Source organism: Streptomyces lavendofoliae (genome assembly GCF_014649735.1).
In the GTDB taxonomy this organism is placed as follows: domain Bacteria; phylum Actinomycetota; class Actinomycetes; order Streptomycetales; family Streptomycetaceae; genus Streptomyces; species Streptomyces lavendofoliae.
On the sequence record NZ_BMTP01000013.1, the window covers coordinates 55,114 to 67,255 of the forward strand.

Sequence of the window (12,142 nt, forward strand, 5' to 3'; positions counted from 1 at the left end):
ACCCCGCCGAGAGGCACCCAGCTGAACAGACGCCCAGGAGAACCCATCCACCGGGGGAGTTGGAAGCACAGTGAGCACCATGAGTAACGAGGCCGGGCACCGGCCGATCGGCCTCACCGCCCCGAGCGGCATCGACCGCGCGGCCCACCACCGTCTCGACGAGGCGTGGCTGGCCGCCGCCTGGAGCCACCCCACGACCCGGGTCTTCGTCGTGTCCGGCGGCCAGGCCCTGATCGACGACACCCCCGACGGGCGCACCGAACTGGTCATGACCCCGGCCTTCGAGGCTCCGGTCACCGAGACCCACCGGTACTTCCTGGGCACGGACGAGGAGGGCGTCAGCTACTTCGCGCTGCAGAAGGACTCCCTGCCGGGCCGCATGGACCAGTCGGCGCGGCCGGCCGGGCTGCGCGAGGCCGGGCTGCTGCTGTCCCCGCGCGACGCGGGGCTGATGGTGCACGCGGTGGCCCTGGAGAACTGGCAGCGGCTCCACCGCTTCTGCTCGCGCTGCGGCGAGCGCACGGTCATCGCGGCCGCCGGCCACATCCGCCGCTGCCCGGCCTGCGGCGCCGAGCACTACCCGCGTACCGACCCGGCGGTGATCATGCTGGTGACGGACGAGGAGGACCGGGCGCTGCTGGGCCGGCAGGTGCACTGGCCCGAGGGCCGGTTCTCGACGCTGGCGGGCTTCGTGGAGCCCGGCGAGTCGATCGAGCAGTCGGTGGCCCGCGAGGTCTTCGAGGAGGCCGGGGTGACGGTCGGCGAGGTGGAGTACGTCGCCAGCCAGCCGTGGCCGTTCCCCTCCAGCCTGATGCTGGGCTTCATGGCGCGTGCGACGTCGTCCGAGATCGACGTGGACGGCGACGAGATCGAGGAGGCCCGCTGGTTCTCCCGGGAAGAGCTGCGGGCCGCGTTCGAGTCCGGCGAGGTCCTTCCCCCGTACGGAATCTCGATCGCGGCCCGTCTGATCGAGCTCTGGTACGGCAAGCCGCTGCCGAAGCCCGGGAACGTGGCGTAGCGCCGGTCGCCGCCGGTCAGGCGCCGATCTTCTGCTTCACCTGGGCCAGCGAGGGGTTCGTCAGGGTCGTCCCGTCCGCGAAGAGGACGGTCGGGACGGTCTGGTTGCCCCCGTTGGCCTTCTCCACGAACGCGGCCGACTCCGGGTCCTGCTCGATGTTGACCTCGGTGTACGCGATGCCCTCACGGTCCATCTGGCTCTTCAGCCGCCGGCAGTAACCGCACCACGTCGTGCTGTACATCGTCAGGCTGCCCTGCATCGTCTGCGCTCCTCGGTGTCGCTGGGGGTGGGTGCCTCGGGGCACCAGGAAGCAGAACGTCCATCCCGGCCCCACCATTCCCGGGACGCCCGGGAACGGGATCAGTACGACCGGGGACACGCACGACCGGGGATAAGTACGACCGCGGCGCCGGCCCTGTGGACAACGGTCCCGTCCGCCTCCGGCGACCTGGCAGCATGGCAGGGTGACAGCAGCAACGCACTCCACTCTCTTCCCGGGGGCACCGGGCCCGAGCCAGTTCCCGGCTCCGCCCCAGGACGCCGACGCGGTGCTCGACGGGCTGGACCCCGAGCAGCGCGAGGTGGCCACCGCCCTGCACGGTCCGGTGTGCGTGCTGGCGGGCGCCGGCACGGGCAAGACCCGCGCGATCACCCACCGCATCGCGTACGGCGTCCGCGCGGGCATACTCCAGCCCAGCAGCGTGCTGGCCGTCACGTTCACCAACCGCGCCGCCGGGGAGATGCGCGGCCGGCTGCGCCAGCTCGGCGCGGGCGGCGTCCAGGCGCGTACGTTCCACTCGGCGGCCCTCCGCCAGCTCCAGTACTTCTGGCCGAAAGCCGTCGGTGGTGAGCTTCCCCGGTTGCTGGAGCGCAAGGTCCAGCTGGTCGCCGAGGCGGGTGCCCGGTGCCGGATCCGGCTCGACCGCAACGAGCTGCGGGACGTCACGAGCGAGATCGAGTGGGCCAAGGTCACCCAGACCGTCCCGTCGGACTACCCGGCGGCGGTCGCAAAGTCGCTTCGGGACGCCCCGCGGGACCCGGCCGAGATCGGCCAGATCTATGCCATGTACGAGCAGCTGAAGCGGGACCGCTCGGCCATCGACTTCGAGGACGTCCTGCTGCTGACCGTCGGCATCCTCCAGGACCGGCACGACATCGCCGACCAGATCCGCCGCCAGTACCAGCACTTCGTGGTGGACGAGTACCAGGACGTGTCGCCGCTCCAGCAGCGCCTCCTCGATTTGTGGCTCGGCGACCGCGACAGCCTGTGCGTCGTGGGCGACGCCAGCCAGACGATCTACTCCTTCACCGGCGCCACCCCCGACCACCTGCTGAACTTCCGCACCCGGCACCCCGGCGCCACCGTGGTCAAGCTGGTCCGCGACTACCGCTCCACACCCCAGGTGGTCCACCTGGCCAACGGGCTGCTGGCCCAGGCCCGCGGCCGTGCCGCCGAGCACCGGCTGGAGCTGATCTCCCAGCGGGACCCGGGCCCCGAGCCGGTCTTCGCCGAGTACGCCGACGAACCGGCCGAGGCCGAGGGCACCGCCCGCCGGATCCGCGACCTGATCGCCGCGGGCGTCCCGGCCGGCGAGATCGCGGTCCTCTACCGGATCAACGCCCAGTCGGAGGTCTACGAGCAGGCCCTCGCCGACGCGGGCGTGCCCTACCAGCTGCGCGGCGCCGAGCGCTTCTTCGAGCGCGCCGAGGTCCGGGAGGCGGGTGTCGCCCTGCGCGGCGCCGCCCGGGCGGGGGGCAACGACTCCCTGCTGGACGACGCCGAGGACCTGCCCTCCCAGGTGCGGGCGGTGCTGTCCACCAAGGGCTGGACCACCGAGCCGCCGGCCGGTTCCGGCGCGGTCCGCGACCGCTGGGAGTCCCTGGCGGCGCTGGTCCGGCTCGCCGAGGACTTCGCACGCGCCCGGCCCGGGGCGACCCTCGGTGACCTGGTCGCGGAACTCGACGAGCGGGCCGCCGCCCAGCACGCGCCCACCGTCCAGGGTGTGACCCTCGCGTCGCTGCACTCGGCGAAGGGCCTGGAGTGGGACGCCGTGTTCCTCGTCGGCCTCACCGAGGGCATGATGCCGATCACCTACGCCAAGACCGACGAGCAGGTCGAGGAGGAGCGCCGCCTGCTGTACGTGGGCGTCACCCGGGCCCGGCTCCACCTCACGCTGTCCTGGGCGCTGGCCCGCTCCCCGGGCGGACGCGCCTCGCGCCGCCCGACCCGGTTCCTGACCGGGCTGCGCCCCGGCTCCGCCGCGCCGGGGGCCCGCACCGCGGGCGGCGGCGCCGGCATCGAGCGCGGCGGCACGGCGACGGCGGGCGCCCGGCGCGGGCGCCGTGGTCCCGTGCGGTGCCGGGTGTGCGGCGCGACCCTCACCGACGCGGGCGAGATGAAGCTGATGCGGTGCGAGGACTGCCCGTCCGACATGGACGAGGCCCTGTACGAGCGGCTGCGGGAGTGGCGCTCGGAGCAGGCCGGGCGGCTGGGGCAGCCCCCCTACTGCGTCTTCACCGACAAGACGTTGATGGCGATCGCCGAGACCGTGCCGGCCACCGACGGCGAGCTGGCCCGCATCTCCGGCGTCGGGGTCCGGAAGCTCGACCGCTTCGGCGCCGATGTTCTCGCCATCTGCGCAGGCCAGGACCCCGGTGAGGGGGACGGGGAGGACTGATCCGAACTCGTCGCGAAAATAGTTTGCGCACGCCCCGTCAGGCCCCATAGGTTCTTAACCACGGAAACAGCGGCTTCTCCGAAGCCCTGTCTTCGTGCTGTACTTATCCGAATACGCGCGGGACCGGTTCCGACCGATCCCCCAGAGACGCCGAGAGGAGGCGATTCCAGTGATCAGCATCAACAGCAGCTCCGTCAGCACCACCGCCAAAATGACCGATCGCGCGGTCGTCTCCGCCTGCTCGCTCGGCCTCTCCGGTTCGGCGCTCATCGGCACCCGTCTGCCCGGCTTCGCCGCCGTGCGTCCTGCCACCCTCCCGACGGCTCTGCCCGTCCGGGAGCGGAATGAGCGACCGACCAAGGCACTGGAAGCAGGAGTAGCAGCAGGCAAGGCCCAGGCCTATGCCTTTGCGGCGACCGGTGCCGAAACCAAGACGCAGACGCAGCAGCACCACACGATGTGGGCCTTCCGTGGGCTCGAACCCTGGAGTGATCCAGCCTGATCCATGATCAGGCCGGCGCCTTCAGGGCCGCGGAACCCCACCCGGGATCCGCGGCCCTTCTGTTTTGCCCGAACGGGCGAGGCGGAGCGAAGGGGCCTCGGGACGACGCAGTACCCGGTACCAGCCCACCGGCCAACAGGCCGGACCGACCAGACGAGGAAAAACGACACCGTGCAACTCGAAGCGCACGCCCCGTCCGTACCGCCTTCCGAAACGATCCCCCCGCCCGGCCTCACGGAGGACTCCGCCTTGATCCCCCTCACCGCGCTCACCGCGCTCGACGACGCCATCGAGAACCTCGGCGTACCCGTCCCCTGCCGCTCCTACGACCCGGAGGTCTTCTTCGCCGAGTCGCCGGCCGACGTCGAGTACGCCAAGTCCCTCTGCCGCACCTGCCCGCTCGTCGAGGCATGCCTCGCGGGCGCCAAGGAGCGCCGCGAGCCGTGGGGCGTCTGGGGCGGTGAGCTCTTCGTCCAGGGCGTGGTCGTCGCCCGCAAGCGGCCGCGTGGCCGCCCGCGCAAGAACCCGGTCACGGCATGAACGTCCGAGCCGGAACCATCGACCGCCCCCTCACGCACGATCCCCAGAAGCAGGCCCCGATGACCTCTTCCACCAGCGAGCCGTCCGGCTCCGCGACCCCAGCCTTCAGCACCTTCGACGCCACCGCTTCGCGTCAGAACAGGAACCGTGAAATGCAACTCATCCAAGAAGCCCTGGCTCGTGCCCATATGCATCAGCGCATGGCGGAAGCCGACGCGGAACGCCAGGCCCTGCGCCTGGTCGCCGCCCGGCGCATGCAGCGCCGCGCCGAGCGCGTGTCGCTGCGCGCCCGCCGCGCGCTGGCCATGGCCGTCATGAACTAGTGCCCACGCGGCACTGATCACCACGTGGGGACCGGTCCTGACGGGTCGGTCCCCGCGGTGCGTTGCGCACGGCCCGGGCCGCCCGGCGGGGTTATCGTCCCGTAGTGAACGAGCGGACTTCTCCTCCCACACAGCCGGGTGCGCGGAGCGTGGTGTGCTCCCGCTGCGGCGCGACGGCCGACGGCCTCCCGGTGACCTGGACCTGCTCCGTGGAGAACGGGGGCCGCCTCTACTTCTGCGACGACTGCGTCCGGGCCCACCTGAGAGCCATCGAGAGCAGACTCGACTCCTCCTGGTGGTGACCCCGGTCACCGCGCCGGGCCGGGCCACCACCACCGGGCCACCACCGCCGCGCCGGCGCCCCCGGACCCGCCCCGCCGGACCGGGCGCCGCACGCCCGGTCCGGCGGGAGACGGTCAGGCGTGCGCCTCGACGGGCGCCGGATCGGCGTCGCCCCCGGGCAGGAAGCCGGGCAGCCACGACTCCAGTTCGTCGCGCATCCGCACTGTCGCGTTCAGCTGGCACAGCACCCCGATGGTGCTCAACGTCACCCGATGGATCAGCAGGTAGGACGGCGGCAGGTTGAGCTGCTTGCCCAACTGGTGCGCCGGAGAGCGCATATCGGCGAGCCGGGCGGCCTGGCCGCGTATCCACTCGCGACTGAAGGTGAACTCGTCGGCCTCCGCGGGCTCGATGATCGGCAGGAGGTACTCCAGCACCGCGTCCGGGTCGAGGTCGATGCCCTCCTTGACGAACCCTTCCTCACGGAGCAGTGCGTAGACCCCTGCCGAGTCACCCTCCAGGGCCAGCCGCAGGGAGACCCCGATGGTCTCCGGCAGGCCGCCCGGCAGCCGGTCGACGGTGCCGAAGTCCAGCACACCGAGCCGCCAGCCCGCCACGTCCTCCTCCTCGTCCCCGTCCGGCAGCAACCGGAAGTTGCCCGGGTGGGGGTCCGCGTGCAACAGGCCGGTCCGCGCCGGCCCCGAGAAGAGGAACCCGGCGAGCAACTGCCCCGCCCGGTCGCGCTGCTCCGCGGTACCGTCCGCGATGATCTCCGCCAGGGGTATCCCGTCGAGCCACTCGGTCACCAGCACCTGGTCGCACTGGTGCACCACACCCGGCACCACCACGTCCGGGTCGTCCCCGAACACCTCGGCGTGCGCCCGCTGGGCCTCGGCCTCCAGGGCGTAGTCCAGTTCCTCGGCCACCCGGTCCCGCAGCTCCGTGATCAGCGGCTTGATGTCCATGCCCGGCACCAGCGGCCCAAGCATCCGGGCGAACCTGCTCAGCTGCGTCAGGTCCGACAGCAGGGCCTCGCCCGCCCCCGGATACTGCACCTTCACCGCCACCTGGCGCCCGTCGTGCCACACGGCCCGGTGCACCTGGCCGATCGACGCGGCGGCCGACGGCTTGTCCCGGAACTCCAGGAACAGCTCGCGCCAGTCCTCGCCGAGCCGCGCCTCCAGCACCGAGTGGACCGTGCGGGTCGGCATGGGAGGAGCCGCTTCCTGGAGCTTGGTCAATGCCGCCCGGTAGGGGCCGGCCATCTCCCCGGGCAGCGCCGCCTCGAAGACGGACAGTGCCTGCCCGAGCTTCATCGCGCCCCCCTTCAGCTCCCCCAGCACCCGGAACAGCTGATCCGCCGTGCGCTGTTGCAACTCGCGGGCGACGATCTCCGCGGACTTGCCCCCGATCCGCTTGCCCAGCCCCCATGTGGCCCGGCCGGCGAAGCCCAAGGGCAACGCGGCCAACTTGACGGTACGGGTTACCGCCTTCCGGGGAAGATCAGACATACGCCCCTCCAAATCCCAGGCTGCCGTTCCGCGTTTGCCGTGGGCGTCGCTTCGTCGGCCGCGGTTACCCCGCCATTGTGTCCTGCCCCTTCACGGGCCCCGAGGCGCGCACCCCCTCCGGTCGCCGGCCCGCCCCGCAGGAACAGCCGGCATGGGGCGACATCCGCTCCGAGCGCCACTCCAGCAACGGCAGTGACACCTCCCAGCGGGCGCCGGTGCTCGCCGGAAGCTCCCCGTCCAGGAACGACACCGCGTGCGCCGCCGCGAGCCCCGCCACCGCGGCCGCCAGTCCCTGATCGCACGCCGGCACCCTGCCGCGCCGCCCCGAACGCCACTGCGCCAGCATCCGCGGCCACGCCGGGTCCCGGTCGGACCGCTCCAGCTCCCCACACCCCGCGCAGGCCGTGCCGCCGGGCAGCACCAGCGGGCCCACCACGCCCGTCGCCTCGATCACCCCCGCGTACAGATGGGGCGTACCGGTGGCCACCCACTCGCCGGCGGGCACCGGGTCGGGGGCGTACGCCGCCAGCCCGTCCCGCGGGGCGACCACGACCAGCGACAACCCCGGCTCCGAGCCCGCCGCCCGGCCGTTCCGCACCGGCCGCGCGGCCCGGCCCCCCGGGGCCGACCGCCCCACCAGCCGCCGGGCCGCCGCGTCACGCCGCTCGCCCACCGCCTCGGCCGGCAGCCCGCCGGGCGCCACGTCCCACGGCTCGACACGATCGCCGTCCCGCACCTCCACCCGGCCCACCCCCGACGCCGACAACAGGGCCGCGATGCCCGCGCCCACCCGTCCCGCCCCCCGCACCTGCACCCGCATACCGCGCCGGGCCGCCAACCGCCGGGCGGCACCGCCCGGTTCGCGGTGCACGACGGACAGCGAACCCAGATCGGCGCGCAGCCGGTCGAAACCGCCGCCCTCCCGCCGCAGCGCTTCGAGCGCCGGGCCGCCGGCCGCCGCGTCCTCCAGCAGCCCCGCCTCCGCCAGCCGGTCCAGCAGTGCCTCCAGCCGCCCGTCGGGAAGCCCCAGCGCCCGCGCCTCCGCGCGGAGCGGATCCAGCCCTCGCGTCCCGTCGAACAGCGCGAGCAGACTGCCCGTCGTCGTGTCCACCGGACCGACCACCACCGCGTGTGCCGGCGCCGCCCCGAACTGCACGCACTGCAGATTGCGCCAGGCGCGCCGCAGCGCCGGCTTCAGCATCGGATGCATATCCGCCCCCGTGATCCTCATCGACCGCCGGTGATCTCCGGTGCGCCCCGGCGGTCTGCGCCGATCTCCCGGCCCGTCGTCAGAATGCCCGGCTCCGGCGCCGGGCGGAAAAAGTTGTCCACAGGTGCGGCGCATTAGTCGTTCGAATGGGGCAGCCTGTGGACGGATCACACGCCAACCGTTCCCCAGGCGGGACTTCCCCTGCTGACAGCGGGTAACGTCGGGGCGTGCCAGCCGACCCTCAGCGCAGTCCCACGAGCGATCCGCCCCGTAGCGCGGGTACGCGCGCGGTCGAGGTCCGCAGGAGCTCCCGGCGCAACAGGACCGTCTCCGCCTACCGCGAGGGCGACCGGACGGTCGTGCTCATCCCCGCCCGGATGTCGGAGGCGGAGGAGCGGCGCTGGGTGAGCGTGATGCTCGACAAGCTCGCCGCCCAGGAGAGCAAGCGCATGCCCGGCGACACGGAGCTGGCCGAGCGGGCGGAACGCCTGTCCGCCCAGTACTTCGGCGGCAGGGCGCGGCCGACGTCCGTGCGGTGGGTGACCAATCAGAACACCCGCTGGGGCTCCTGCACCCCGGCGGAGGGCAGTATCCGCCTCTCGCACCGCCTGCAGGGCATGCCGGAGTACGTGGTGGACTACGTCCTCGTCCACGAGCTGGCCCATCTGCTGGTTCCGGGACACGGGCCACGGTTCTGGCGGCTGCTGGAGGCGTACCCCCGCACCGAACGGGCCCGCGGCTACCTCGAGGGAGTCGTCGCGGCGGCCCGGCTGCCACACAGCCCGGCCGATCGCGGAGAGTGACATTCATCAGTCCTGTACCGAAACAGTCCCGACTTGGCTCATTGTCGTCGCCAGCCGTTAGCCTGACGCGACGCATTCGAAAAATCGGGATGGGGGACGGTCGTTACGCATGGCCAGGGAATTCCAACGGGGCCACAAGGCCAAGATCAGCGATCTCACACCCGGAACCGATCTGTACGTGGGCGTGCAGATCACCGCTCCAGGTCTGACCTTCGACATCAGCTGCTTCGGCCTGGACGCCAATGAGCAGCTCTCGGACGACCGGTATTTCATCTTCTTCAACCAGCCGAAGTCACCCGAGGAGTCCATCCAGCTGCTCGGCGCTCAGGCCGGTGACACCGAGTCCTTCCGCGTCACCCTCGACCGCGTCCCGCCGCACGTCCACAAGCTGTCCTTCACCGCGACGATCGACGGCGCCGGGCAGATGTCCCAGGTGGGGCCCGGCTACCTCCGTATCGTCGCGGGCGGCGAGGAGGTCGCCCGGTACGCCTTCGACGGTTCGGAGTTCAGCACCGAACGCGCGGTGATGCTCGGGGACTTCTACCTCAAGGACGTATGGCGGTTCGCCGCCGTCGGGCAGGGCTTCGACGGCGGGCTGGAGGCGCTGCTGAAGAACTTCGGCGGCGAGGTCGCCGAGGAGGAGCCGGCCGCTCCGCAGCAGCCGGCGCAGTCCGCGGCGCCGTCGTTCGCGCCGCCGCCGTTCGCCGCCCCCGGCACGCCCGCCGCCCCGGCCGCCCCGCAGGCGCCACAGCCCGCGCCGTCGTTCGGCGCCCCCTCGGCACCGGCCCCCGTACCGGCACCGGCTCCCGCTCCGGCGCAGCCCGTGCACGCCGCGCCGACGCTCGCCGCGCCCATGGCGCCGGTCGCGCCGACCCCGCCGCACGGCGCCCCGTCCCCGTACGGCCAGCCGCCCCAGCAGCCGGCCGCGCCCCAGCCGCCGCAGCATCCGCAGTACGGCCAGGTCCCCGGCCAGACCCCGCCGCACGGCGCGCCGGCACCGGCCGCTTACGGCCAGCAGCAGTACGCCCAGCCGTACGGACAGCAGCCGCCCATGGGCATGCCGCCCGGGGGAATGCCACCCATGGGCATGCCGCCCGGCATGCCCCAGGGCGTCCCGCAGGGCGCCCCCCAGGCGGGCGCCGGTCTGCAGGCCGCACTCCAGAAGTACCGGGAGACCGCCACCGGCCAGCGCTGGACGCCACAGAACCAGCAGCTCATGCGGGTCGACCTGGCCATGGGCGGCATGCCCGTCCTGGCCCGGCAGGGCAGCATGGTCATGTACCAGGGCAAGGTCGACTTCGGCTACAAGGGTGCCGGTTTCTCCAGCCGTATCGTCGGCAACGCCACGGGCCAGGAGATGCAGCTGATGCGCTGCACCGGACGCGGCCAGGTGTTCCTCGCCGAGGACGGTGCCCATCTGCACCCCATCGAGCTCCAGGGCGACGGCATCTGCGTCTCCGCGGAGAACGTGCTCGCCTTCGACGAGTCGCTGCAGTACGAGGTCCGCCGCATCGAGGGCCACGGCATCCCCGGCGGCGCGCTGTTCACCATGCAGTTCCAGGGCACCGGCACCGTCGTCGTGAAGACGCACGGCGTCCCGGTCGTGCTGCCCGTCACCCCGACCACCTTCGCGGACTGCAACGCGGTCGTCGCCTGGTCGGCCGCCTCCCAGGTGATCCTCTCCAGCCAGGTCCGCCTGCGCCGGAACGCCTACCCGGGCCACAGCGGGGAGACCGTCAACCTCCAGTTCCGGGGCGCCCCCGGCAACTTCATCGTCGTCCAGCCCTACGAGGTCTGAGGGAGCCCGAACAATGAACCAGCAACTCGCGGGCTACGCCCCGACCCCCGTCGCGGCCCGGATGGAGAACCACGGCCGCCACATGCTCAAGGTCGCCATGGCCTCCGGCCAGGACCTGTACGCGCGCACCGGCTCCGTCGTCGCCTACGAGGGCTTCGTCCAGTACGAGCCGAATCCGCCCGCCGCCCGCCAGATCGCCTCCCAGTGGGTGACCGGCGAGGGCGCGCCGGTCATGAAGTGCTCCGGTGACGGGCTTCTCTACCTCGCCGACTACGGCGCCGACGTCGTCGTCATCAACCTCGACAACGACGCGCTCTCCGTCAACGGCACCAATGTGCTGGCCTTCGACGCCCACCTCCAGTGGGGTGCCGAGCGGGTCAAGGGCATGGCCAAGTTCGCCGGACAGGGCCTGTGGAACGTCCAGTTCGCCGGCACCGGCTGGGTCGCCCTGACCTCGCGGGGCACCCCGATCGTCGTCGACTGCGGCCGGGGCGAGGACGAGACGTACGTCGACCCCGACGCGCTCGTGGCGTGGTCGCCCGCGCTCAAGGTCAAGGGCAAGCGCAGCTTCAAGGCCTCCTCCCTGATCGGGCGGGGCAGCGGAGAGGCGTACCAGATGGCCTTCTCGGGACAGGGCATCGTCGTCGTACAGCCGAGCGAGGACAGCACCGACCGCCTGCGGGTCCGGGGCTGAGGGGGAGCGAGAACAACCATGCAGAGCCCGCTTTTCAGCAACACCGAACAGCAGAGCCAGGAGCGCTACGTCGTGCAGAACCCGCAGCTCCTGCGGGTGGCCCTGACCGGCCATGACGACGTCCTCGCCCGCAAGGGCGCCATGGTCGCGTACCAGGGTCTGATCGACTTCGACGGCGAGTACCGGACCGACAACCAGAGGCGCGCCCGCGCCAACACCGGTGAGGGCCTGGACCTGATGCGCTGTTCCGGGCAGGGCACCGTGTACTTCGCCAACCTGGCGCAGTACATCCACGTCGTGGACGTCGACCAGGAGGGCATGACGGTCGACAGCTCCTACGTCCTGGCGCTGGACTCCACCCTGCACACCGAAGTGATCGCCGTGGACAGCCAGTACGGCATCTCCGGGTCCGGCAAGTACCAGCTGAACATCTCCGGCCGGGGCAAGGTCGCCCTGATGACCTCCGGACAGCCGCTGATGATGCAGGTCACGCCGGAGAAGTACGTCAACGCCGACGCCGACGCGATCGTCGCCTGGTCGTCGTCGCTGCGCGTCCAGATGCAGGCGCAGACCCACTCCTCCCAGGTGCGCCGCCGGCGCGGCACCACCGGGGAGGGCTGGGAGCTGAGCTTCCTGGGCCAGGGCTTCGCGCTCGTCCAGCCCAGCGAGGTCATGCCGCCGCAGAACGCCGAGATCGGGCAGGGGCTCGGCGCCCAGTTCGGCGTCGGCCAGCACGGCGCCCACGCCCAGAACCAGAACAACGCCTGGAACTGACGGGCCCCA

At 72.2% G+C, this 12,142-nt stretch carries 13 protein-coding genes; 10 read left to right on the forward strand and 3 right to left on the reverse strand.

From position 1 onward, the window contains the following. Positions 1-79 precede the first annotated feature (79 nt). A complete protein-coding gene (nudC, locus tag IE109_RS23375; RefSeq protein WP_189553004.1) occupies positions 80-1,018 on the forward strand; it encodes an NAD(+) diphosphatase in 939 nt (312 codons plus the stop codon). A gap of 16 nt (positions 1,019-1,034) precedes the next feature. Here nudC and IE109_RS23380 read toward each other — a convergent pair whose 3' ends face one another. Next, positions 1,035-1,277, reverse strand: a complete 243-nt coding sequence (locus tag IE109_RS23380; protein WP_064068479.1) for a mycoredoxin — start codon at positions 1,275-1,277, stop codon at positions 1,035-1,037. A 205-nt stretch (positions 1,278-1,482) separates the two neighbouring features. On the opposite strand from IE109_RS23380, the gene IE109_RS23385 reads away from it, so the two are divergent. The 5 genes from IE109_RS23385 (at position 1,483) to IE109_RS23405 (ending at position 5,363) form a co-directional block, all read left to right on the forward strand. Continuing rightward, on the forward strand, positions 1,483-3,696 hold the full coding sequence (locus IE109_RS23385) for an ATP-dependent DNA helicase UvrD2 (protein ID WP_308431386.1): 2,214 nt from the start codon (positions 1,483-1,485) through the stop codon (positions 3,694-3,696). Positions 3,697-3,865: 169 nt separating this feature from the next. Then, positions 3,866-4,198: a hypothetical protein gene (locus IE109_RS23390; RefSeq protein ID WP_189553005.1), complete on the forward strand. Its 333-nt coding sequence runs from the start codon at positions 3,866-3,868 to the stop codon at positions 4,196-4,198. A 171-nt stretch (positions 4,199-4,369) separates the two neighbouring features. Then, entirely contained in the window at positions 4,370-4,738 is a 369-nt protein-coding gene (locus IE109_RS23395; RefSeq protein WP_189553006.1) for a WhiB family transcriptional regulator, read from the forward strand. Next, positions 4,735-5,061: a putative WhiB-interacting protein gene (locus tag IE109_RS23400; protein ID WP_189553007.1), complete on the forward strand. Its 327-nt coding sequence runs from the start codon at positions 4,735-4,737 to the stop codon at positions 5,059-5,061. The genes IE109_RS23395 and IE109_RS23400 overlap by 4 nt, the downstream gene beginning before the upstream one ends. Before the next feature lie 104 nt (positions 5,062-5,165). Then, positions 5,166-5,363: a hypothetical protein gene (locus tag IE109_RS23405; RefSeq protein WP_189553008.1), complete on the forward strand. Its 198-nt coding sequence runs from the start codon at positions 5,166-5,168 to the stop codon at positions 5,361-5,363. Positions 5,364-5,477: 114 nt separating this feature from the next. On the opposite strand, the gene IE109_RS23410 is transcribed toward IE109_RS23405, so the two are convergent. Together IE109_RS23410 and IE109_RS23415 are read right to left on the reverse strand one after the other, a co-directional pair. After that, a complete protein-coding gene (locus tag IE109_RS23410) occupies positions 5,478-6,854 on the reverse strand; it encodes an ABC1 kinase family protein (protein WP_189553009.1) in 1,377 nt (458 codons plus the stop codon). A gap of 64 nt (positions 6,855-6,918) precedes the next feature. Then, on the reverse strand, positions 6,919-8,064 hold the full coding sequence (locus IE109_RS23415) for a ThiF family adenylyltransferase (protein ID WP_189553010.1): 1,146 nt from the start codon (positions 8,062-8,064) through the stop codon (positions 6,919-6,921). Between the two features lie 227 nt (positions 8,065-8,291). On the opposite strand from IE109_RS23415, the gene IE109_RS23420 reads away from it, so the two are divergent. The 4 genes from IE109_RS23420 (at position 8,292) to IE109_RS23435 (ending at position 12,133) form a co-directional block, all read left to right on the forward strand. Beyond that, entirely contained in the window at positions 8,292-8,867 is a 576-nt protein-coding gene (locus IE109_RS23420; protein ID WP_189553011.1) for a M48 metallopeptidase family protein, read from the forward strand. Between the two features lie 109 nt (positions 8,868-8,976). Further along, complete coding sequence (locus tag IE109_RS23425) at positions 8,977-10,665, forward strand: TerD family protein (RefSeq protein ID WP_189553012.1); 1,689 nt, start codon at positions 8,977-8,979, stop codon at positions 10,663-10,665. 13 nt (positions 10,666-10,678) lie between these two features. Beyond that, positions 10,679-11,359, forward strand: a complete 681-nt coding sequence (locus tag IE109_RS23430; protein ID WP_189553013.1) for an AIM24 family protein — start codon at positions 10,679-10,681, stop codon at positions 11,357-11,359. A gap of 18 nt (positions 11,360-11,377) precedes the next feature. Continuing rightward, positions 11,378-12,133 carry an AIM24 family protein gene (locus IE109_RS23435; RefSeq protein ID WP_189553014.1) on the forward strand — a complete coding sequence of 252 codons (756 nt, stop codon included), beginning with the start codon at positions 11,378-11,380 and terminating at the stop codon, positions 12,131-12,133. Positions 12,134-12,142 lie beyond the last annotated feature (9 nt).

Coding starts and splice junctions, on each gene's coding strand:
- nudC (WP_189553004.1), top strand. CDS start 80: ATGAGTAACGAGGCCGGGCACCGGCCGATCGGCCTCACCGCCCCGAGC.
- IE109_RS23380 (WP_064068479.1), bottom strand. CDS start 1,277: ATGCAGGGCAGCCTGACGATGTACAGCACGACGTGGTGCGGTTACTGC.
- IE109_RS23400 (WP_189553007.1), top strand. CDS start 4,735: ATGAACGTCCGAGCCGGAACCATCGACCGCCCCCTCACGCACGATCCC.
- IE109_RS23410 (WP_189553009.1), bottom strand. CDS start 6,854: ATGTCTGATCTTCCCCGGAAGGCGGTAACCCGTACCGTCAAGTTGGCC.
- IE109_RS23415 (WP_189553010.1), bottom strand. CDS start 8,064: ATGCATCCGATGCTGAAGCCGGCGCTGCGGCGCGCCTGGCGCAATCTG.
- IE109_RS23425 (WP_189553012.1), top strand. CDS start 8,977: ATGGCCAGGGAATTCCAACGGGGCCACAAGGCCAAGATCAGCGATCTC.
- IE109_RS23430 (WP_189553013.1), top strand. CDS start 10,679: ATGAACCAGCAACTCGCGGGCTACGCCCCGACCCCCGTCGCGGCCCGG.
- IE109_RS23435 (WP_189553014.1), top strand. CDS start 11,378: ATGCAGAGCCCGCTTTTCAGCAACACCGAACAGCAGAGCCAGGAGCGC.